The organism is Sphingobium sp. RSMS (assembly GCF_005406185.4).
Classification (GTDB): domain Bacteria; phylum Pseudomonadota; class Alphaproteobacteria; order Sphingomonadales; family Sphingomonadaceae; genus Sphingobium; species Sphingobium fuliginis.
The window spans coordinates 1,951,891-1,971,198 of the sequence record NZ_CM191257.1; the positions used below are offsets into that span (position 1 = coordinate 1,951,891).

Here is a 19,308-nt window from a genome sequence, read left to right on the forward strand (position 1 = left end):
ATTGCGGCCAAGGGTCACGCAAAACGGTCGAACAGCTTCCCCAGCCAGCCGCGCGAATAAGCGAGGCCATGGTAGAGCTTCAGCATGGCCCGCGCCCAGAGCAGGAACAGGCCGGGCCTGCCCAGAGCCTCCGCCAGCCGGAACACCCTGCCGCTGCCCCTGCTGATCGCGTGGCGCAGCCGATAGATCATCCTGCGCCGCCACGGCAGGCCCGCGCTGCCCGGCCGCACGCGCTTGCGCGGCCGGACGCCCGCCTTGCGCCAGCAAAGCCGATAGGCCAGTCCTTCCCGCCGCTGGCGAAAGCCCGCCGCCTGCGTTTCCCGCACGAAACCGGCATCGACGGGTTGCAAGGCCAGCCTTCCCGCATCGATGCGTTCGCGCAGCATCGCGTGCAGCGCGGGCGACCGCACCACCACGACATTGGTGCCGCGCCCGTCCGAGGAATAGGGTTCCACCCAGGCATCGCCAAAGGCGATGTCGGCGGTCTCCGCCACCACATCGTCGCAAAAGTCGCAGGCGCTGTTCTGGAAGAATCCCGACCCCCAGTCACCATCCACCAGATGCCACCAATCCCGCATACGCTGTTCGCCGGCACGATCGGTCAGCCGCGCCCTGTACCAGTTGGCCGGCCGCTCCGGGTCCTTGACGCGATAGTCGATCTCCCGGACAGCGGCGGGATCGAAACCCATCTGCCGAGCGAAGCTGGACGCCATATGGCGGCTTTTCATATGCCCGCACACCAGGCCCAGCGTGAAGACAATACGTTCCCGCAGCAGCGGATCGGCGGCGCGGGCGAGATGCACCGCCTTGATGAAACAGGGAATGCCGACGACGGCATAACGGCCCGGCACCTCCCGGATCTCGCGCAGCACCTCGGCCATGTCGACGGGATAATAGCGCGACTGCGCGCCCTCCCACAAAGCAGGAAGATCGCGCGCTATGCGATAGCGGAACAGACGCCCCTCGGTCGCGGGATCGGCCCGCGTCACATGCGCCACGCCATCCACCATCCCCCGGCGCAACAGTTCACCCGCGACCCAGCTTACCATGCCGCCCGAACTGCCCCTTTCGCGATAGCCGGCTTCGGCGGCGTGGCCGACATAGGCGGCGTCGAACCGGCCGATATAATCGTCCCGCGCCGCCGCTGCCGGAAAGCGCTGTCCGGCGATCTCATCCTCATTCATGGCGTGCGGGGAAAAAGGACAGCATGCCGAAAAGCCCTCGCTCCGCCGCCGGTACCAATCCGGATCGCCGGCCGGGTTTCGCTGGCCGTCCCTGTTCCACTCCAGCCGGGCCTGCTCGGACCGGGCCTGCGCGACGCAGCCGCCGCAGCCGATGCAGAGGCCCGACGAAACCATGTCGCGGGGGCTGACCGCCGCCGCGCTCATGACGGCATCGCCAGCGCCCGCCGCAGGAAATCGCCCGACTGCGCCCGCAATTGATCGATGCGCTGCTGCACGGCCGATGCCGGCGGTTCGTCGAGGCTCCGGGCGACGACCCGATCATCATCCTCCGGCAGGATCATATGCCCTTCCGCGCCCAGCTCCCAGAGGAGGTCGCGCACCTTGTTCATGCGGTAGGCGGAGGGCGCCGTGACGAAAGGACGCCCATTCAGCAGGGCGAAGACGCAGCCATGGAAGAAATTGGTGACCACGGCGTCGGCGCCCGCCATCAGCTCGGCGAATTCCAGCGGTCCGGCCTCCAGCCATTGCTCGTCCGCCCAGTCGTTGCGATAGCCTATGCTGCGGATCGGGAGCCCGCGCGCCCTTGCCCAGTTGCGGACGGAAAGACAGAACCACTCCGGGAAATTATGACCGTAAAGCGCCACATAGCCTTCGCCGGACGCGCCCCTGCGCGCCGCCGGTCCGGGAAATTGCAGGCAAGGGTCCAGCACGATGTCGGGGTCATGACCCAGCGCGGTTCTGATCATCCGGCGGCTGTTCTGGTCGCGCACGGAAATGGAGGCGAAGTTGCCGATCTGGCTTGCCCAATGGTCGGACAGTCCCTCCGACGCGTTCTGATTGCCGAAACTGGCTGCATAGGAGATCAGCGTCCCGCGAACCCCCTTTCCGTAAAAGGCCGAACATCCGCCATACCAGGGGTGGCGCAGGTTCCACACCTCGTCGCTGCCGACGATGACGGCGTCATAATCGCCCATCTCTTCCGGCCGGTCGATGGGAAAGCGGCGCGACAGCGGCAACCGCTCGAACGCCTCGCGAAATTTCCGGGTCTTGCGGGCATAGGCCGGAAAATCGCTGCGCGGCGTCCGCTGCGGCAGGGTGGGACTGAGCGCGCAGCGAAGCTCCGCCCGGGTGACGCGCGGCGACTCATGGTCCAGCAATTCGGCCTCGACACCCATGCGCCGCAACCCTTCGACCAGACAGCGCGCCTGCCAATAGGAACCGTAGTTGATGCAACGGTGGAATGTCAGGACGCCCAGCCGCCGCATCTCAGTCCGCTGCGCAGGCGGCATAGCTTTTTTCCTCCACCAGTTCGGAATCCAGCAGGCGGTTGATCTCCCGCTTGATCGCGGCGCGCCGGTCGTTCATCCGGTAGACCGACCGGGCAAGGTCGATGAAGGACGCGCCGAACCGCGCTGCCGCCTCTTCCCCCCGGATCGCGTCCTCGATTTCCCACAGCGCCTCGTTCACCCGCTTCAGGCTTTCGACCAAACCGCCCACGGCTCCGTCGCGCAGGGCCTGTTCGCCAATGGCGCTCAGCAACCGATATTCCCTGCCCACATTGTCCCGCGCGGCGGGCGTGGCGATCCGCTCCTGCTTGATCTGCAGGATCGTCATCTTGTCCAGCAGCTCCCCCCAGGACACCGGCACGGAAGGGGTCGGCATATATCCCATGTTCAGCTACCTTTCCGCTGCGAGCGCCGGACAGGCGGCAAGGTCGCGCGCCAGTTCGGCCAATGGCGTTTCCCAGTCGCCGGCGCTGGGCTGGGCATAGATCCGCATCGACGGATACCAGGGCGTGCCGCGCGCGCCGACCGGCCAGCGCCAGTCGGGATCGGACTTCAGCAACAGCCAGGTCGGCTTGCCCATGGCGCCGGCCAGATGGGCGATCATCGTGTCGACGGTGATGACCAGATCCGTCGCGGCGATCAGGGCCGCCGTCGCCTTCATGTCGAAGGGGCAGCCGTCCGGATTGAGCACGGGCAGCGTCGTCGCCTCCGGCATCAGGCTGATGCAGGGCGCCATGGCGCAGATCGGCGCCAGCAGGTGCGGCGGAATGGACCGCGCGGGGTCCCACGGTCCCGCGCCATGGCAAAGCCCGACGCAACCATGCGGCAGCACGCCGCTTTCCGCCGCGAGATAGGGCATCGCCGCATCGGCGGGCGTCAGCCGAAGAGCGAAGTCCAGTTCCGTGATCTCCAGATCGCATTCCGACTGCGGCAGCGGATGGGCGTCGATAAAGGGGACGAAGCGGATGCCTCCGCCCGGTCCGGCGATGAGGTCGATCAGCCGCGGCTGCATCTCCACCGTCAGCGAGGCCGTGCGCGCCGCCAGCATCGGCAGGAAGCGCGCGAACTGGATGCTGTCGCCCAGGCCATGATAGCAGCGCACCAGACAATGCCTGCCTTCATAAGGCCGCCCGTCCCATACCCAGCGCTGATGATAGGGCAGCGTCGGATCGTCCCGGCGGGCGGGATCGCGCCGCTGGAGTTCCCGATCCGAAATCGCCCAGGCGGCGGCATGGTCCCCCGCGCGCATCGCAGCCGCCCAATCTGCCATGTGATCCGCCATGCCTGCCCCAATTCCCGCCCGGTGGAGCGCGTTCCGGACCGCCGGCGCGACCCGGACGATCCGCTAACCTATGTGATCGAAATTCCGGCATCGGCGTGTACGGGAAACCGGCCCGCTATCATGGGTTAACGGCCATGCACCTCCCGCCATGCCTGCCGTGTTGAACCACGGCTTTGCCCGTTCGAGGTGGAAATTGACTACCCAATCCCGTGAACCGCTGAAAACCCGCAGGCCGGTGGACAGGCCGCGCCGGGGCGTCATGAAGATGCTCGCCGCCGGCATCGTGACGGGCGCCGCAGACGACGATCCTTCCGCGATCGGCACCTATGCCAGCGCGGGCGCGCGCTACGGCCTTGCCTTCCTGTGGATCGCGCCGGTCCTGCTGCCGATGATGTATGTCGTCGTCTATCTGTCCGCGAAGATCGGGCAGGTCTATGGCAAGGGCCTGTTCGCCTGCATCCGCGATCAGTTCCCGCGCTGGCTGCTGCTGCCGCTGGTGACGCTCGCCTTCGCCGGCAACATCATAGAGGCGGCGGCGGACCTGGGCGGCATCGGCGCGGCGCTCAACCTGCTGGTGCCGATCCCGGTGCCGCTGATCGTGGTGGGCGCGGCTGCGATCATCTTCGCCCTGCAATATTTCGGTTCCTACATGCTCATCCGGCGCGTGTTCCGCTGGCTGGCGCTCATCCTCTTCGCCTATGTGGCGGCGGCGGTCATGGCCCGCCCCGATCCCATCGCGGTGCTGCGCGCCACCTTCATCCCCGCGCTCAGGATCGATGCGCAATCGCTGTCGCTGATCGTCGCCTGCATAGGCACCTCGCTTTCCGCCTATATCTATACCTGGCAATCCAATCAGGAGGTGGAGGAGCAGATCGCCCTGGGCCGCCGCCGGCTCTGGCAGCGCAAGGGCGCGACCGCGTCGGAGATGAAGCGGACGAGCCGCGACGTGCTGACCGGCATGATCTTTTCCAACCTCATCCTCTATTTCATCCTGCTCGCGACCGGGATCACCCTGCACGCCGCCGGACGGACGGAGATCGAGACCGCCGCCGACGCCGCCGCCGCGCTGGAACCCATCGCCGGTCAGGCCGCGAAATTCCTGTTCGCGGCCGGCGTGGTCGGGGTGGGCTTCCTGGCGGTGCCGGTGATGACCACGGGCGCGGCCTATGACGTGGTGCAGGGGCTGGGCCGCGCGGGCAGCCTGCATGACGCGCCGCAGGACAACAGGCTGTTCTATGCCATCATCGCGGCGGTGACGGCGCTGGCGGCGGCGATGAACTTCCTGGGCTTCAACCCCATGAAGGCGCTGGTCTGGTCGGGCATCGTCCAGGGCTTTTCCGTGCCGCCGCTGCTGCTGCTCATGATGCTGCTCACCAACCGCCCGGCCGTGGTCGGCGCGCGCACCAATGGCCGCTGGACTAACCTGCTGGGCTGGACGACGACCGGCGTCACCTTCCTCTGCGCCCTGTCGCTGGCGGCGAGCTGGCTGCTATGAGCCTATTCCCGACGCATTTCCAGATAGCCGCCGTCGAAGCTCGCGATGCGGACGAGGCCGTCCCAGTCCAGCACGCGGATGGTCCGCCCGGTCCAGGACAGGACACCCTGCTGCCTCAGCCAGCGAACGACGCGGTTCATGTGCACCGGCGTGATGCCGAGCGCGTCGGCAATATGCGCCTGCGTCGCCTTGAATTCGAAGGCCGTGCGCGAACCCTGGCCCGCGCATTCCAGCCGCAACGCCATTTCGCACAGCAGATGCGCGGTGCGCGCCGCCGCATCCCGCCTGCCAAGGCTGACCACCCATTGGGCGATGATGGAAGCGTCGACCACGCAGTCGCGCCAGAAGGCCTCCGCCACGCGCGGATGGGCGCGCGAGACCCGCAGCAGTTCCTCATGCGGGATCTTCAGGTAGGTCAGCGGCGCGGAAAGGGCCTGAACCGCCCATTCCACGCGCGGCAGCATGGCGGAATGCAGGTCGCACATGTCGCCGGGAATATACATCGCCGTGATCTGCCGCATGCCGTTGGGCAACTGCCCGAACCGCCCCGCAAGGCCTTCCGCCACCAGGCAGGAATAGGTCACCAGATGACCGGGAGGGACGATGTCGACATTGGGCGACACCTGCGCCAAATGGAAGCGCATGGACAGGATCGCCTGCCGTTCCTCCTCCGTCAGCGGGGAACGGATCAGAAGCCGGTTCAGGAAATATTGCAGGGCAGGATGCGGCATCAGCCGACGCTCCCCACAAGAGGGCGCAATGGCCGCAGGGCGATGATGCGCGAGGGGGGCGGCCTGCAGGATCGCCGCAGGTCAGCCACCGAACGTCACGACATCGCGAAAATAGATCGTTTCCAGCTTGCGGCCCTGATCGTCCTGCAAGACCAGATGATGATCGAGATTGACAGGCCGGCCGTGGATGACATGTTCCGCGATGATTTCGCGCCCGCTGCGGATCGCTTCGGCCCGCGCCTCCGCCACGTCAGCAAATTGCTGACCGGCTTCGTCGATCACATTGTCGTCGTTGAACAGGTGAATGTGGAATATCGGCATGGGTGATAAAATCCGTGTTCGAAACATTGTTCCGGCGTCAGGCCGCGTGATCCCACGACGACTTCGGCGGAGGTCAGCCCCCGTTGTCGTCGCCATCCAGGCCACGCGCCAATTCGTCGAGCCACACCGTCGCGGTCCCGTCCGACGGCGCCCGCCAGTCGCCTCTGGGCGACAGCGCGCCGCCGGAGGAGATTTTCGGGCCATTGGGCAGCGCGGACCGCTTGAACTGGCTGATCGTGAAGAAGCGGTAGAGGAAATTTTCCAGCCAGTGCCGGATCGTCGGCAGATCATAGGCGCGTTTGGCGCTCTCCGGATAATCCGTCGGCCATGCGCCGCTTCCGGCGTCGCGCCAGGCGTGCCATGCCAGAAAGGCGACTTTCGACGGCGGCAGGCCCAGGCGCACGATATGATGCAGGAAGAAATCGTTGAGCGCATAGGGGCCGACCCGATCCTCCGTGCTCTGCAAGGCGCCGTCCTCCCCCGCCGGCACCAGTTCGGGCGAGATTTCGGTATGCAATATCGCGTCCAATATCCGCGCAGTCGCCGCATCGAACTGGCCGGTCGCGATGCACCAGCGGATCAGGAACTGGATCAATGTCTTGGGAATGGCGCTGTTGACCGCATAATGGCTCATCTGGTCGCCCACGCCATAGGTGCACCAGCCCAGCGCCAGTTCGCTGAGGTCGCCCGTCCCCACGACGAAGCCGCCATGCCTGTTGGCCAGCCGGAACAGATAGTCCGTGCGCAAACCCGCCTGCACATTTTCGAAGGTCACGTCATAGACCGGCTCCCCCCGCGCGAAGGGATGCCCCATGTCGCCCAGCATCTGGCGGGCGGCGGGGCGGATGTCGATCTCCTCCCCCTTCACCCCCAATGCGTTCATCAGCGCCCAGGCATGGCCCTTGGTCAACTCGCCCGTGGCGAAGCCCGGCATGGTGTAGCCCAATATGGCCGAGCGCGGCAGGCCCAGCCGGTCGCAGGCCTTAGCGGCGACGATCAGGGCATGGGTGGAATCGAGGCCGCCCGACACGCCGATGACGAAATGCCGGCCCGCGGTCGCGCGAAAGCGCGTGACCAGCCCCTCGACCTGGATATTGAAAGCTTCGTAGCAATCCGCCGCAAGCTGCCCCGGATCGGCGGGGACGAAGGGAAAGCGCCGGGGCGACCGGTGCAGGCCGACATCCTTGCCGCCGCGCAAAAACGGAAAACGCACGGTACGGAAGCGGGTTTCCGGATGCCCGGCCGCGGCCGCATTGTCGTTGAAGGTGCCGTTGCGCATCCGCTCCAGCCGCAGCCTCTGCACATCGACATCGGCGTAGAGCAGTTCCGCCGCATCCCCGAACCGCTCCGATTCCGCCAGCAGTTCGCCCAGCTCATGCACCATGGCCTGCCCATCCCAGGCCATGTCCGTGGTGCTCTCGCCCGTGCCCGCCGCCGAATAGGCATAGGCCGCCTGACAGCGCACCGACTGGGAGGCGGATAGCAGATGCCGGTCGCGCGCCTTGCCGATGGTGATGTTGGAGGCCGAAAGATTGCACAGGATCAGCGCGCCCGCCATCGCCCCCATGGTGGAGGGCGGCAGCGGCGCCCAGAAATCCTCGCAGATCTCGACATGGAAGATGAAGTCGGGACAGCTGTCCGCCGCGAACAGCAGGTCCGTGCCGAACGGCGCGACATGGCCGCCGACGTCGACTTCCAGCCCGGAAAGACCGGCCCCGGACGCGAACCAGCGCTTTTCATAATATTCGCGGTAATTGGGCAAATAGCTTTTCGGCACCACGCCCAGCAGCCGCCCGTCCGCAATGACCAGCGCGCAATTGTAGAGCCGCCCGCCGCGCCGAAGCGGCGCACCGATCAGCAACACCGGCCAGCCGGCGCTCGCCTCGATCAGCGCCGCCGCCTCCCGTTCCACCCGGTCGAGCAGCGCTTCCTGCAGGTGCAGGTCGTCGATCGCATAGGATGACAGGCATAGCTCGGGAAACAGCAGGAGGTCGGCCGCGCCGCCCGCCGCCTGCCGCGCAAGCGTCCGGATCGCCTGTGCATTGGCTCCGACATCGCCAACGCTGCCCTTGGGCGTCGCCGCCGCGACACGGACAAGGCCGTGGCTATGGATCGACGCGAACCTTTCAACCTCGCTCAAGGGCATGCCTCATCATCTCGAGCGCGACCCGGATGGACCTGATCCGCACGGGTCCTCGCCCTATGTCCCCGAAATGCTCTTCCCGATGCTCGGTCGGCCCGCCTCGTGCGGCGCAGGCGAAATGGACCAGGCCCGCTTCTTCCCCGGGCGGGGCCGCGCCGGCATAGCCCGTTATGGCAAGCGCGATGTCCGCATGGGACCGTTCGATCGCGCCATCGGCCATCGCCATGGCGACCTCCCGGCTGACCGCACCGCAGGCTGCGATCCGCTCGCTGCGGATGCCCAGCAATTCGCATTTGGCATCCTCGCTATAGACGACGAAGCCGCGTTCGAAGGCATGGCTCGCGCCCTCCACATCGGTCAGCAGCGACGCCAGCAGCCCGCCCGTGCAGCTTTCCGCCGTCGCCAGTGTCAGTTCGGCGGAACAACAGTCCTTCAGCAACGCGGCGGCGGCATTCTCAATATCTTCGGGAATGATGGGCGACAGGGTTTCCGCCGTATCGCCCTTCCCATCCGATGCGCTCATGGCGGGCCATCCTCATTCTAATGCACGATCCGGCGCAGGGCATCGATCAACTGGCGGGACAAGGCCCATTTGGGCACGAGCGGAGCGCCGGGATGAGCGTTGACGGCAGGATGCGCAAAGGCGCCGGTGCAGAACAGATAAGGGATGTCATATCGGTCCAGATCGTCGGCGAGCAGACCGACATCCCCATCCCTCACCCGCACGTCGAGCACCGCGCCCGCCGGGAAGTCCGCCGCGACCGCCGCCATGCCGTCCGCCAGGCTGGCATATGGACCGTCCACCTCATAATCCGCGTCTTCCAGCAGGTCCGCGATGATGCCCGCTATCGCCGGATCGTCCTCCACCAGCAGGATTTTGGGATTTGCCGCCATGGCGCCTCATCCCAATCCGAAATGCGCGCGATAGCGCTCGAAACAACGCTCCCCGCATTGAAGGCGGATCAGCGCGCCTTCCGCCATCGCCGTCGCCCGCCGTGGGTCTTCGGCGACGAGCGGCACTATGGCTTCGTCGTTCCAGTCGCGGCTATGCTTGACGTCCAGCACGGCATGCAGATCGAAATAGCGCCTTTCGCTGCCGCTGAGCCCGATGCGGCGCAGGCCCTGGGCGGTATGGGCGGAACGGCCGGGCGCGGTCAGTTCGATCACGCCCAGCGCGCCGACGCTGTGCCAGGCATAACAGCGCGACGTCGCCATCGCCGTCATCGCATTGGCGAGGGCCAGGCTCTGCCAGACCGTGCTCTCGACCCCGATGTCGAGGTGGAGTATGTCGACCAGCTGGCCCAGCATCGGGCCGTGCATGCCCTTGGCATTGCCGCGGCCCATCTCGTCCCAATAGTTGCGCGCCAGTTCCAGCTTGGCGCGCGGCGGCAGCTTCACCTGAGTCAGGGCGACCAGATCGTCGAAACCCGCTTCCCCCGCCGCTTCCTGCGAAAGGAACCATCGAATCTCGTCCCGGCTCGCCTCCTGCGCCAGCCAGGGGAAAAGCGCGTCCTTCTGGCCGGGTCCGCTTTCCTTCAGTCCTTCGAACCAGGCGATGAACCCGTCCGGGTCGGTCGGCGCCTGCGCCGCTTCCTCGCGAACCTCCGCGCGTAGCTCCTCGATAAAGCCATGCTCCAGACGAAGCATCCGCCGATCGCGGTCGAATCTCTCCGCCGTCATGTCCGAAGGAAATGCTGGCGAAAGCCGTTCACGATTCCAGTAGGTAAGTTCCTCCTGAAACGGCTGCTGCAGAAATTGTGACCCGTGATATTCCCATTGTGTCGCCACGATAAAACCTCTCATTCATCATGGCTAAAAATCCCGGGACAGGCGAGCGTTCCTGAAAATCTTACTGATCCGGATCAACTCTGCAGGAAACGACCATGATGACTGCCGGACGGGTGCCGACAATCATCCTGGTGAAACGATCAGGGAACCCGTCGGCCCGCCACAAGCTGATAGACGAGGACGACCAACGCCAATACCAGCAGCAGGTGGATCAGTCCCCCGCCCACCGGCACGATGAATGCGCCCAATGCCCAGAGGATGAGGAGGATGATAAGGATGGTCCACAACATGATCGGCCTCGCTGTCGCTAAGTCAGGCTGGATAAGTCGCGCCGCCTGCGATTGTTCCGACGCGATCCATTCCCGTGCATGAAACATGGCGGCTCCGCTCAGGAAGCCGCCATGTCCGGGGTCCGGCGTCGGCCGTCAGCGCTGGGTGACGGTCGTGGTCGTCTTCTCCACCACGGAAGCGCGGGCCGGGCTCGTCGTGCGCTGCACCACCTTGCGCTTGACCGGAGCGGCCTTGCGCGTCGCAGTAGGGGTGGTCTTCACGGTTTCCGTGGTCACCGTAGTGGTCGCGGGCGCGGGCACCGCTGCGGCGGCGCGGGCGGCGCGGGCGTCTGCGGCCGCGGAAGCCGCTGCGCGCTCGGCGGCTTCGGCGCGCGCATTGGCCGCCGCGGCATCCTGCTGCGCGGCCACGGCCGTCGATGCATGCACCTGGGCGTCGGCATCGGCGCGCAGCCGGCTTTCACCGATGGCAGTGTCCGCGAATTGCTGCGCTTCCACCGCCGTCCGGATGGCGGCCTGTTCCTTGCCGCTCTTGAGATGCTCCTGCGCCAGACGCAGGGACGCCTGGGCCTTCGCCAACACCGCCGGATCGAAGTCGCCGGCCTTCAACTTGCCCGCCGCATCGATTTTCCCCTGGGCCTGCGCAATCGCCGCAAGCGCGCGTTCTTCATCGCCCGCCAGCGCGGGCGTGCTTGCCAGGAACAGGGCCGATGCAGCAGCGAAAGCACGCATGGAAAAGCTGATCTCACGCATATACTCTCCTGTATTCGTTTCTTGAGGCCACGAGAACGAATCATATGGCGACTGTGTTCCACTTGGATGATGCGGATGCCGACTGTCGCATCCTCCGCCAAGGTCAACGCCTGATCTTCGATGCCGATATATTTCTCTTCCGGATGGGAACAGGATTGCACCGGAATATAAGGCGGCCGCTCTAACCTGCATTATATGGCTTGCCCCGGCATCGGGGAACCTGCCCGCGCGAGCCGCCGTTCTTCCGCCGAGGAGGCTGTCTGCACATGACACCGAAGAACTGGAGCCTTGGCCTCGGTCTTTTCTCCATCGGTCTGGGACTGGCGGAAGTCGCACGGCCACGCGCCATTGCGAGGCGGCTGGGGCAGGACCATGCCGCCGCCCGTGCGACGATAAGGCTGTTCGGAGCGCGCGAGCTGCTCGCCGGCGCAGGCATCCTCGCGGCGCCGGCGCATTCCACGCGGGTCTGGAACCGCGTGGCGGGCGATGCCCTCGATCTTGCGGCGCTCGCCCTGGCCAGCCGGCGCCGCCCGCTCTGGGGGCCGATGGCCTTCGTCATGGGCGCCACGGTGGCGGACATCATCGTGGCGCGCGCACTGGACCGAAAGACCGGGAAGATGTTGCCGCTGTCTCCCGGCAAGCCGCGCACACCCCCCGATCCGCCTGCCGACAACCAAGGGTCCCCCACCACCATAGAGCCGGACGACATGGCGTTTCACCATGCGCCGCCGGTGCCCGCGCGACAGGTGCGATGACCGGGGCGGGGATGATGACCTCCGCCCCCCTCAATCCGCCGCCCTGTCGTGGCGCCCGCGGCAGCGACCTGCCGGCCTATGTCGGCAACGGCACGATCGGCCTTCGGGTGCGGGAAATCCCCCTGCTGGCGGGTTCCGCGATCCTGAACGGCGTCGTCGGTCCCGATCCGGACAAGGGGATCGAAGCGGCGGTGCCCATCCCCTACCCGCTCGCCGCCGACATCGCGATTGGGGAGGCATGGCTGTCGGACCAGCCCTGGGCCGCCGAAGACCTTCTGCAGAGCTATGACTTCGGCACAGGGGAACTGTTCAGCCAGTTTCTCTTCCGCATCGGGGACGTGGCGCTGACCGTGGAGGTCACGACCTTCGCCAGCCGTAGCGACTGCTCGCTCGTCCTGCAGGAAAGCCGCATCACCGCCGGGCAGGCCTGCTCGATCCGGCTGCGCACGCTGGTCGATTCCCGCCCGGCGCAGGGGCGCATGACCGAAAGGCGCACCGGCGGCCCCTCCGCCGGCGGGGGCGAAGGGTCGCTGCTCTGGGTGCCCGAGGGCGATCTCAGCCATTGCGGCATTGCCTTCCACAGCCGCTGCTCGCTGACGGATGACAGCATGATCGCGCCGAAATTCGGCTCCGGCCCTCTGGTCGCCGAATATCGCGTCGACCTGAGGGCCGGCCAGCCGGTGGAGCTGCATCAGATCGCCGCCCTCATCCCCTCCATCGTGCATCACCGGCCAAGGGAGGAGGCGGTCAGACGCGCCAGCCTGGGCGCGCGGCGCGGGCTGGCGCGTCTGCGCGCCCTCAATCGGGAAAGCTGGGCGGAAATCTGGAAGGGCCGCATCGTTGCGCAAGGCGCGGAACCCCGGCATCAGCAACTGATCGACGCCGGCTTCTACTATCTCAACGCCTCGGCCCACCGCTCTTCACCCGCCGCGACATCCATGTTCGGCCTCGCCCATTGGCCGGGCTATCATTATTATTACGGCCATGTGATGTGGGACATCGACGCCTTTTGCGTGCCTCCCCTTCTGCTCCTGCAACCTGGCGCCGCCCGCAGCCTGATCGACTTCCGGGCGCGCCATGTCGAGGCTGCCCGGCGCCATGCCCGGCTGGATGGGAAGCCGGGCATGCGCTTCCCGTGGCAGGCCGCGCCCCTGAGCGGGGAGGAGGCCGCTCCGGACGACGGCCCGGCGGCAGCCTTGGCCGCCCATCTGTCCCTCCACGTCGCCCGCGCCTTTTCCCTGGACGCCGATTGCACGGGCGATCTGCGCTACCTGCGGGACCGGGGTTGGCCGATCATCGCCGGCGTTGCCGACTGGCTGACCGGGAGGCTGGAACGCACCCAGCGCGGCGCAGAGCTGCCCTGCGCCACTGGCCCCGCCGAAGTGCCGGATCCGCCGGACAATGACAGCTTCACCCTGATGACGGCCGCCGACCTGCTGAAGCGCGCGATCCGGATCGGCGCCGGCATCGGCGCCGACATCCCGGCGGCCTGGCAGGACATGCTGGACGCGCTCTATCTGCCGCGCCGGAGCGACGGGGTCATTCCCGCGCATGAAGACTTCCGGATCGACGAGGACAAGGGCGCCACGCCCAGTCCGCTGGCGGGCCTGTTCCCGATGGACTATCCCGCAGGCGAAAGGGAGCGGCAGGCGACGCTGGACTTCTTCCTGTCCCGCTGGCGCGATTATGTGGGATCGCCCATGCTGGCCGCCTTCTATCCCGCCTGGGCGGCCATGGCGGGCGACCGGAAGCTGGCGCTCGACCTGTTCGAGGAGGGCTATGCCGCCTATGATGCGGGACGGTTCCACCAATGCCTGGAATATCGCGTCGACCATCCGGACTCGGCCGTGCCCGCCGGCCCCTTCCTCGCCAATATCGGCGGCATGCTGATGACGATGCTGTTGGGACTGCCCGGCCTCCGCATCAGCGGCGACAGTCCGGAGGCATGGCCCCACCGCCCCGTGACGCTGCCATCGGGCTGGTCCTCCATCGCCGTCGATCGCCTCTGGGTGCGGGGAAGGCCGATGCGGCTGATCGCGGAACAGGGCAAGGATCGCGCTCAGATCCTGCCGGCATAGCCCGGCCGCCGCAGCAGGCGCCCGCCGCGCAGCCGCAACCGGCCGAGAAATCCTTCCCGCTGCAGCGTATAGGCTCCGCCCGCCGCCACCAGGGCAATGCCCAGCAGCGAAACCCCGTCCGGCAGGGCGCCGAAGGCCAGATAGCCGACCAGCGTGGCGAACAGCACCTGCGCATAGGAGAAGGGCGCCAGGAACGACGCCTCGCACCGCCGGTAGGCCAGGATCAGCAGCAATTGCGCGGCGGCATAGAGCAGGCCCATCAGCGCCGCGGCCGCCACCTCCCACCGGTCCATGGCCGTGAACCACAAGGGGCTGCCCGAAGTCAGGACCAGCAGTCCCAGACCCGACGACCAGAACAATGTGATCGACAGCGGATCACGGTCCCCGATCCGGCGTGTCACGATGATGCCCAGCGCGCCGCATAGCGCGGAACCCAATGGCAGGAGGGCGGAGGGCGCGAAGGCGCCCGCCCCCGGCCGGACGACGATCAGCACGCCGGCCAGACCCAGCAACATGGCGGTCCAGCGCCTTCGCCGCACGACCTCGCCCAGCAGGGGGACGGACAGCATCGTCACGAAGGCGGGCGTTGCGAAGGATATGGCCGTCGCCTCCGCGACCGGCAACCGCCCCAGGCCCAGCAGGAAGAGGCTGGCGGAAAGCAACAGGCACAAGGCGCGCAGCGATTGCAACCCCGGTTGGCGGCTGCGCCACGGCACGCTGCCCGCCCGCACGGCCAGCATGGCGGCAAGCATGAAGAAAAGCAGATAGCGCAGCCAGGCGACCTGAAATCCGGGAAGCGTCTTGCCCAGCCCCTTGGCAAAGACGTCCGAAATGGAAAACAGGAACACCGCGCACAGGATCATCCCGATCGGCCGCCAGGGCGAAGCGGGCCTTTCCGCCGCCGCCTCCACCTGCGGCGGCACGCCGTCAGGGCCGGGCCATCCTACGATGGGCTCGCCGCTGCGCATCAGGTCCAGTTGGCGCTGTCGGCCGCGTCGATGCTCAATGTTCCGCCGCTGACGAAGCGCGCCTCGTCGCTGAGCAGGAAAAGCGCGCCGGCCGCAATGTCCTCCGGCTTGACCCAGGCATAGCCCATCGGCGTCGCATCCCTGCGCGCCTCCAGATAATCGTCGCGCGTCGGATTCTCCTTGTCGGGGACCACCTGACGGAAGCGTTGCTCGCTGGACATCATCGGCGTGTCGACAGGCCCCGGCAGGATCGCGTTCACGGTGATGCCGGCCTTCGCCACCTCCAGCGCGGCGACCTTGGCAAGGCCGATCAGCCCCCATTTGGACGCCACATAGGGGGCGGCGTTGGGCTCGGCATGGCGCGCATCGCCCGAAGCGACGACGATCACGCGCCCGCGCCCGGCGTGGCGCATGCTGCGCAGCGCGGGCGAGAGGATGTTGAACACCCCCAACAGATTGTTGCGGACCACCGTCTCGAATATCTCGGGGGAAAGGTCGACGATCTCGCCCTCGATCGTCAGGGCGGCATTGGCGATCAGGAAATCCAGCCCACCGAAGTGCCGCTCGGCCAGCGCCACCAGTTCGCGCGCCAAGGCCGGATCGCCTGCATCGCCGACCTTCCAGACCACCTCCGCACCCAGCGCTTCGCAGATGCGCTGGGTCTCCGTCAGGTCGGCGCGGGACGTCCGGGGATAGGGCGTGCCTTCGGGCAAGCCCTCGCAAATGTCGCAGATCACCAGCCTGCACCCTTCCCGCGCCAGCGCCACGGCGAAGGCCCGCCCGATGCCGCGCCCCGCCCCGGTGATCAGGGCGGATCGCCCGGTGAAGCGGGGCGTGGACGTGACCGGCGGCGCGGCGGGCGGATCGGCGGGGTGGGGCATGACGGCGCTCTCCGGCTCGGGAAGACGACCCATATCGCTTTGGCGTGGCGGGCTGTTCCGGAAAGCCGCCCCGAAACGCGCATGACGATGACCTGGGTTAGCATCTCTCCCGCCCCCCCCCCCGATTCCTTCCGGCCCGACCGCATGAGACAAAAGGCGCAAGGGCCAACTTATGTTAGTGATCCCAATCCCTTGCCGGGCGTTTCATCTTCCACGTGGAAGATGATGCAGGGAAGCGGCCTTCATGAAACGATATGCCTATGGATGGATCACGGCGATATTCTTCCTGGTTTCCATCGTCGGTCACTGGGCGTTCGGATGGCTCGCCTATGTGGACGACGCGCGACAACATGGGCAGGCCGCCGAATTCACGCAATATGCCGTGGAAATGGGCCGCGACACTTTCGAGAACTGGCAATCGGAATTTCTGCAACTGATCTGGCAGGTCGTCGGCCTTGCCTATTTCCTCTATGTCGGCTCCCCCGCGTCGAAGGAGAATGACGACCGCATGGAGGCCAAGATCGACGCGCTGCTGAAACTGCAAGGCGGGGAGAAGGCGGATGCGCTGATCGCGGAACTGGACGATCGCTACCTCCGAACCCATGGCCACGCAAAGCCGCACGGCCATTTCACAGGCTGAAGGCCAGCCGCATCACAGGCCCTCCAGGCGGAGAGCTTAACCTGCTTTAGTGCATGGAGGCCTCGCGCCACTATAAGCGGCCAGTCAACGCCATCGCCCCCGAATGGGGGCACGCAAGGAAGCAGGATTGTCGGATATACCAGCTACAGCCAGGGCGGCAGGCGGTTCGGACGGAAAATCAGAGATCGATGCCGGCGCCTGGCTGGCCGCCATCGTTGAAAATTCCGACGACGCCATTCTGAGCAAGACGCTGGACGGCATCATCACGACATGGAACGGGGGCGCCAGCCGCCTGTTCGGCTATTCCGCCGAGGAAGCAATCGGCAGGCCGGTGACGATCGTCATTCCCGAAGACCGCCTGCATGAGGAGGATCATATCCTCGCGCGCCTGAGGGCGGGAGAGCGGATCGATCATTTCGAGACGGTTCGCCGGCGCAAGGACGGGACGCTCATCGCAATATCGCTGACGGTTTCCCCCGTCCGCAATGCGGCTGGGCAGATATTGGGGGCATCCAAGATCGCGCGCGACATCACCGCGCAGAAGCGCGCAGCCGCGCAACAGACCCTGCTGCTCAAGGAGATGCGCCACCGCGTCAAGAACCTCTTCGCGCTGGCCACCGGGCTGGTGGCGCTGAGTGCGCGCGGAGCGAAGGATGTCGGGGAACTGACGCGCGATCTGACGGCGCGGCTGATGGCGCTCGCCGCCGCGCACCAGCTTACCTTGCCCGATGTGGACAATGAGGGGACGGCGGGAACCGCCACGACCCTGTTCTCGCTGCTGGAGGCCATCGTCGCGCCCCATGAACTGGCGGATGAGCGCAAGCGCATATTCGTGAAGGGCACGGACCTGGCCATCAGAGGCGGCGCGTTGACGTCGGTCGCGCTGCTGCTGCACGAACTGGCGACCAATGCCGCCAAATATGGCGCGCTCTCGACGCCGGACGGCCGGCTGGACGTCACCGTCAGCATCCAGGATGACGATGCGCTCATCCAGTGGGTGGAATGCGGCGGCCCCACCCTGGACCGGGCGCCGGATCGCGAAGGCTTCGGAACGGCGCTGGAGCAGGCGTCGCTCAGGGGAACGGGCGGCACCCTCGTCCGGTTGTGGAAGGATGCCGGCCTGACGATAGAGATCCGGTTCAGGCTGAGCCGTCTCAGCCAATAGCGGCGCTCAATACCGCTTGAGCAAGCGTTCGACCGTGGGGGCGGCCGACCCTTCGCGGCCCGATTTGTCCTTGATGTCGCGTTCCAACGCGTCGCGGATGGCCGCGATCTGCGCATCCGTCAGATGTTCGATGCCGACAAATTCCACGCGCGCCCTGTCCAGGGCCCGGATGATCTCGTCCAGTTTCGCCTGCATGGCCGCGCCGTCGCGGTTCTGGCTGTTCTGGATCAGGAAGACGGCGAGGAAGGTCAGCACCGTCGTGGCGGTGTTCACGATCAACTGCCAGGTATCGGAGAAATGGAGAAAGGGCCCCGACACAGCCCAGAGGAGGATCAGCAAGGTGGATATGATGAAGGCCTGGGGTTGTCCCATGAGGCGTGCACTGCTGGTGGCGATGTTGGTGAAAATTCGATCCATTATTTTGCGCCTGCGACAATATGGCCCCCATCGGAAAGGATAGGTGCGAACCGAACCGCGGACATTAACTTATGATAGTGCCGGCGGGCCGTCGGTTTTCGGGGCAGGAGCGGCGCAATGCTTCGACCGTCGCGGGAAGATTGCCGGGATACAGTCGCAAGGCGGATGCGTTGAACGCGAAGGAAGCAAGGCGGCACGGAGCGCAGGCATGAAACTGGACTGGCACGGCGAAGACGGCGGAGCGGGCGCCACCATCATCCGCGATTTTTTCGTGGAAGGGGAAAGCGACAGGCTGACCGACGTGCTGCTTTGCGCGCCTTCCCATCTGGAGCCGGTTCCCTGCTGTTCGGTCACGCGCGAAAGCCTGCGCAAGGGACTGGCGGTTTCGGTCGACAAGGCCGAACGGCAACATCGCGCCCTGCGCGGGGCATTGGCCGATCATCAGGTGCGGTGCCATCTTCTGCCGACGCATGCCGATCTGCCGGACCTCTGCTTCACCCGCGATACGGGCGTGGCGACGCCCTGGGGCCTTGTCGCGTTGAATCCCGCCATGCCGCACCGCGCGCGGGAAGCGGACCATGTGGCGCAGGCCTTGTCCCGCCTCGGCGCCCGTCCCGTCCGTCGCATCTGCGAAGGCAGGATAGAGGGCGGCGACATCTGCCTGGCGCGGCGCGGGCTGCTGATCCTGGGCATATCCGGCGAGCGGACGGACGAGGCGGGCGCCCATGCCTTTGCGGAGCCCTTTGCCGCCAATGGCTGGGACATTCTCCGCTACGCTTTCGATCCGCATTTCCTCCATCTCGACACGCAATTCTGCATGCTCGACGCCCATCATGCACTGGCCTGCGTCGACGTTCTCGACGACGCCTTCCTCGCAGCCGTCGAGGCGCGCGGCATCACGCTGCTGCCCGTTTCCTACAAGGAGGCGCGTGGCCTGGGCTGCAATATCCTCTCCATCGACGGCCGGACGATCCTGATGGGCGCTGGGCATGACGACGTCGCCGCCCGGATCAGCGCGGCGGGATTTCAAGGCGTCGCGCTGGACGTGTCGCAATTCGCCGCCTGTGGAGGCGGCATCCATTGCATGACCATGCCCCTCCGGCGGACGGCCGGCTAGGCGGGCGCGAAAAGACC

21 protein-coding genes are annotated in these 19,308 nt (G+C 66.5%); 6 read left to right on the forward strand and 15 right to left on the reverse strand.

Annotated elements, in window-relative coordinates; all coding sequences use genetic code 11:
• Positions 1-14 precede the first annotated feature (14 nt).
• Genes EGM87_RS09250 through EGM87_RS09265 form a run of 4 tightly spaced genes read right to left on the reverse strand, consistent with a single transcriptional unit; the run spans position 15 to position 3,740 of the window.
• Complete coding sequence (locus tag EGM87_RS09250) at positions 15-1,388, reverse strand: Coenzyme F420 hydrogenase/dehydrogenase, beta subunit C-terminal domain (protein ID WP_044662669.1); 1,374 nt, start codon at positions 1,386-1,388, stop codon at positions 15-17.
• Entirely contained in the window at positions 1,385-2,473 is a 1,089-nt protein-coding gene (locus EGM87_RS09255; RefSeq protein ID WP_044662670.1) for a polysaccharide pyruvyl transferase family protein, read from the reverse strand. The genes EGM87_RS09250 and EGM87_RS09255 overlap by 4 nt, the downstream gene beginning before the upstream one ends.
• Positions 2,451-2,846, reverse strand: a complete 396-nt coding sequence (locus EGM87_RS09260; protein ID WP_025550107.1) for a DUF6165 family protein — start codon at positions 2,844-2,846, stop codon at positions 2,451-2,453. The genes EGM87_RS09255 and EGM87_RS09260 overlap by 23 nt, the downstream gene beginning before the upstream one ends.
• Before the next feature lie 15 nt (positions 2,847-2,861).
• Positions 2,862-3,740, reverse strand: a complete 879-nt coding sequence (locus EGM87_RS09265; protein ID WP_229742416.1) for a glycosyltransferase family 9 protein — start codon at positions 3,738-3,740, stop codon at positions 2,862-2,864.
• A gap of 271 nt (positions 3,741-4,011) precedes the next feature.
• On the opposite strand from EGM87_RS09265, the gene EGM87_RS09270 reads away from it, so the two are divergent.
• Complete coding sequence (locus EGM87_RS09270; protein ID WP_044662672.1) at positions 4,012-5,247, forward strand: NRAMP family divalent metal transporter; 1,236 nt, start codon at positions 4,012-4,014, stop codon at positions 5,245-5,247.
• 2 nt (positions 5,248-5,249) lie between these two features.
• On the opposite strand, the gene EGM87_RS09275 is transcribed toward EGM87_RS09270, so the two are convergent.
• The 8 genes from EGM87_RS09275 to EGM87_RS09310 form a co-directional block, all read right to left on the reverse strand.
• The gene (locus tag EGM87_RS09275; protein ID WP_044662673.1) at positions 5,250-5,978 is read right to left on the reverse strand and encodes a Crp/Fnr family transcriptional regulator; all 729 of its coding nucleotides are present in this window, start codon (positions 5,976-5,978) and stop codon (positions 5,250-5,252) included.
• Between the two features lie 81 nt (positions 5,979-6,059).
• Positions 6,060-6,299 carry a DUF6894 family protein gene (locus EGM87_RS09280; protein WP_025550110.1) on the reverse strand — a complete coding sequence of 80 codons (240 nt, stop codon included), beginning with the start codon at positions 6,297-6,299 and terminating at the stop codon, positions 6,060-6,062.
• Between the two features lie 73 nt (positions 6,300-6,372).
• Positions 6,373-8,445 (reverse strand): NAD(+) synthase, encoded by a 2,073-nt coding sequence (locus EGM87_RS09285; protein WP_044662674.1) that lies wholly within the window; start codon positions 8,443-8,445, stop codon positions 6,373-6,375.
• Complete coding sequence (locus tag EGM87_RS09290) at positions 8,426-8,965, reverse strand: CinA family protein (protein WP_044662675.1); 540 nt, start codon at positions 8,963-8,965, stop codon at positions 8,426-8,428. Before EGM87_RS09290 ends, EGM87_RS09285 begins: the two co-directional genes overlap by 20 nt.
• A 17-nt stretch (positions 8,966-8,982) precedes the next feature.
• On the reverse strand, positions 8,983-9,336 hold the full coding sequence (locus tag EGM87_RS09295; RefSeq protein ID WP_025550112.1) for a response regulator: 354 nt from the start codon (positions 9,334-9,336) through the stop codon (positions 8,983-8,985).
• A gap of 6 nt (positions 9,337-9,342) precedes the next feature.
• Positions 9,343-10,245 carry an iron-containing redox enzyme family protein gene (locus EGM87_RS09300; RefSeq protein WP_044662676.1) on the reverse strand — a complete coding sequence of 301 codons (903 nt, stop codon included), beginning with the start codon at positions 10,243-10,245 and terminating at the stop codon, positions 9,343-9,345.
• A gap of 125 nt (positions 10,246-10,370) precedes the next feature.
• Entirely contained in the window at positions 10,371-10,520 is a 150-nt protein-coding gene (locus EGM87_RS09305) for a lmo0937 family membrane protein (RefSeq protein WP_130029753.1), read from the reverse strand.
• A 135-nt stretch (positions 10,521-10,655) separates the two neighbouring features.
• A complete protein-coding gene (locus EGM87_RS09310; RefSeq protein WP_044662678.1) occupies positions 10,656-11,270 on the reverse strand; it encodes a hypothetical protein in 615 nt (204 codons plus the stop codon).
• A gap of 266 nt (positions 11,271-11,536) precedes the next feature.
• Here EGM87_RS09310 and EGM87_RS09315 point away from each other — a divergent pair, with 266 nt between their 5' ends.
• Together EGM87_RS09315 and EGM87_RS09320 are read left to right on the forward strand one after the other, a co-directional pair.
• On the forward strand, positions 11,537-12,025 hold the full coding sequence (locus EGM87_RS09315; RefSeq protein ID WP_044662679.1) for a hypothetical protein: 489 nt from the start codon (positions 11,537-11,539) through the stop codon (positions 12,023-12,025).
• 14 nt (positions 12,026-12,039) lie between these two features.
• Positions 12,040-14,103 (forward strand): glycoside hydrolase family 65 protein, encoded by a 2,064-nt coding sequence (locus EGM87_RS09320; RefSeq protein WP_065846648.1) that lies wholly within the window; start codon positions 12,040-12,042, stop codon positions 14,101-14,103.
• On the opposite strand, the gene EGM87_RS09325 is transcribed toward EGM87_RS09320, so the two are convergent.
• Together EGM87_RS09325 and EGM87_RS09330 are read right to left on the reverse strand one after the other, a co-directional pair.
• Entirely contained in the window at positions 14,085-15,071 is a 987-nt protein-coding gene (locus tag EGM87_RS09325; protein WP_052628238.1) for a DMT family transporter, read from the reverse strand. The two genes, EGM87_RS09320 and EGM87_RS09325, sit on opposite strands and share 19 nt — an antisense overlap.
• A complete protein-coding gene (locus tag EGM87_RS09330) occupies positions 15,071-15,985 on the reverse strand; it encodes an SDR family oxidoreductase (protein ID WP_052628239.1) in 915 nt (304 codons plus the stop codon). The genes EGM87_RS09325 and EGM87_RS09330 overlap by 1 nt, the downstream gene beginning before the upstream one ends.
• A 211-nt stretch (positions 15,986-16,196) precedes the next feature.
• Here EGM87_RS09330 and EGM87_RS09335 point away from each other — a divergent pair, with 211 nt between their 5' ends.
• Together EGM87_RS09335 and EGM87_RS09340 are read left to right on the forward strand one after the other, a co-directional pair.
• Positions 16,197-16,592, forward strand: a complete 396-nt coding sequence (locus tag EGM87_RS09335) for a DUF6766 family protein (protein ID WP_044662681.1) — start codon at positions 16,197-16,199, stop codon at positions 16,590-16,592.
• Positions 16,593-16,719: 127 nt separating this feature from the next.
• Positions 16,720-17,757, forward strand: a complete 1,038-nt coding sequence (locus EGM87_RS09340; protein ID WP_044662682.1) for a PAS domain S-box protein — start codon at positions 16,720-16,722, stop codon at positions 17,755-17,757.
• A 6-nt stretch (positions 17,758-17,763) separates the two neighbouring features.
• Here the strand turns inward: EGM87_RS09340 and EGM87_RS09345 are convergent, their stop codons facing one another.
• Positions 17,764-18,174 carry a low affinity iron permease family protein gene (locus tag EGM87_RS09345; RefSeq protein ID WP_025550123.1) on the reverse strand — a complete coding sequence of 137 codons (411 nt, stop codon included), beginning with the start codon at positions 18,172-18,174 and terminating at the stop codon, positions 17,764-17,766.
• 208 nt (positions 18,175-18,382) lie between these two features.
• Between EGM87_RS09345 and EGM87_RS09350 the strand changes: the two genes are divergently transcribed.
• Positions 18,383-19,291, forward strand: coding sequence for a dimethylarginine dimethylaminohydrolase family protein (locus EGM87_RS09350; RefSeq protein ID WP_044662683.1), 909 nt, complete (start codon positions 18,383-18,385; stop codon positions 19,289-19,291).
• The last annotated feature ends 17 nt before the right edge of the window (positions 19,292-19,308 follow it).

Bases quoted from the DNA above. Each gene is read 5' to 3' on its own strand.
- EGM87_RS09335 (WP_044662681.1), top strand. From the start codon at position 16,197: ATGAAACGATATGCCTATGGATGGATCACGGCGATATTCTTCCTGGTT.
- EGM87_RS09325 (WP_052628238.1), bottom strand. From the start codon at position 15,071: ATGCGCAGCGGCGAGCCCATCGTAGGATGGCCCGGCCCTGACGGCGTG.
- EGM87_RS09285 (WP_044662674.1), bottom strand. From the start codon at position 8,445: ATGCCCTTGAGCGAGGTTGAAAGGTTCGCGTCGATCCATAGCCACGGC.
- EGM87_RS09305 (WP_130029753.1), bottom strand. From the start codon at position 10,520: ATGTTGTGGACCATCCTTATCATCCTCCTCATCCTCTGGGCATTGGGC.
- EGM87_RS09265 (WP_229742416.1), bottom strand. From the start codon at position 3,740: ATGGCAGATTGGGCGGCTGCGATGCGCGCGGGGGACCATGCCGCCGCC.
- EGM87_RS09250 (WP_044662669.1), bottom strand. From the start codon at position 1,388: ATGAGCGCGGCGGCGGTCAGCCCCCGCGACATGGTTTCGTCGGGCCTC.
- EGM87_RS09310 (WP_044662678.1), bottom strand. From the start codon at position 11,270: ATGCGTGAGATCAGCTTTTCCATGCGTGCTTTCGCTGCTGCATCGGCC.
- EGM87_RS09275 (WP_044662673.1), bottom strand. From the start codon at position 5,978: ATGCCGCATCCTGCCCTGCAATATTTCCTGAACCGGCTTCTGATCCGT.
- EGM87_RS09330 (WP_052628239.1), bottom strand. From the start codon at position 15,985: ATGGGTCGTCTTCCCGAGCCGGAGAGCGCCGTCATGCCCCACCCCGCC.
- EGM87_RS09320 (WP_065846648.1), top strand. From the start codon at position 12,040: ATGACCTCCGCCCCCCTCAATCCGCCGCCCTGTCGTGGCGCCCGCGGC.
- EGM87_RS09350 (WP_044662683.1), top strand. From the start codon at position 18,383: ATGAAACTGGACTGGCACGGCGAAGACGGCGGAGCGGGCGCCACCATC.
- EGM87_RS09270 (WP_044662672.1), top strand. From the start codon at position 4,012: ATGAAGATGCTCGCCGCCGGCATCGTGACGGGCGCCGCAGACGACGAT.
- EGM87_RS09315 (WP_044662679.1), top strand. From the start codon at position 11,537: ATGACACCGAAGAACTGGAGCCTTGGCCTCGGTCTTTTCTCCATCGGT.
- EGM87_RS09295 (WP_025550112.1), bottom strand. From the start codon at position 9,336: ATGGCGGCAAATCCCAAAATCCTGCTGGTGGAGGACGATCCGGCGATA.
- EGM87_RS09300 (WP_044662676.1), bottom strand. From the start codon at position 10,245: ATGAGAGGTTTTATCGTGGCGACACAATGGGAATATCACGGGTCACAA.
- EGM87_RS09255 (WP_044662670.1), bottom strand. From the start codon at position 2,473: ATGCCGCCTGCGCAGCGGACTGAGATGCGGCGGCTGGGCGTCCTGACA.
- EGM87_RS09345 (WP_025550123.1), bottom strand. From the start codon at position 18,174: ATGGATCGAATTTTCACCAACATCGCCACCAGCAGTGCACGCCTCATG.
- EGM87_RS09280 (WP_025550110.1), bottom strand. From the start codon at position 6,299: ATGCCGATATTCCACATTCACCTGTTCAACGACGACAATGTGATCGAC.
- EGM87_RS09290 (WP_044662675.1), bottom strand. From the start codon at position 8,965: ATGAGCGCATCGGATGGGAAGGGCGATACGGCGGAAACCCTGTCGCCC.
- EGM87_RS09260 (WP_025550107.1), bottom strand. From the start codon at position 2,846: ATGCCGACCCCTTCCGTGCCGGTGTCCTGGGGGGAGCTGCTGGACAAG.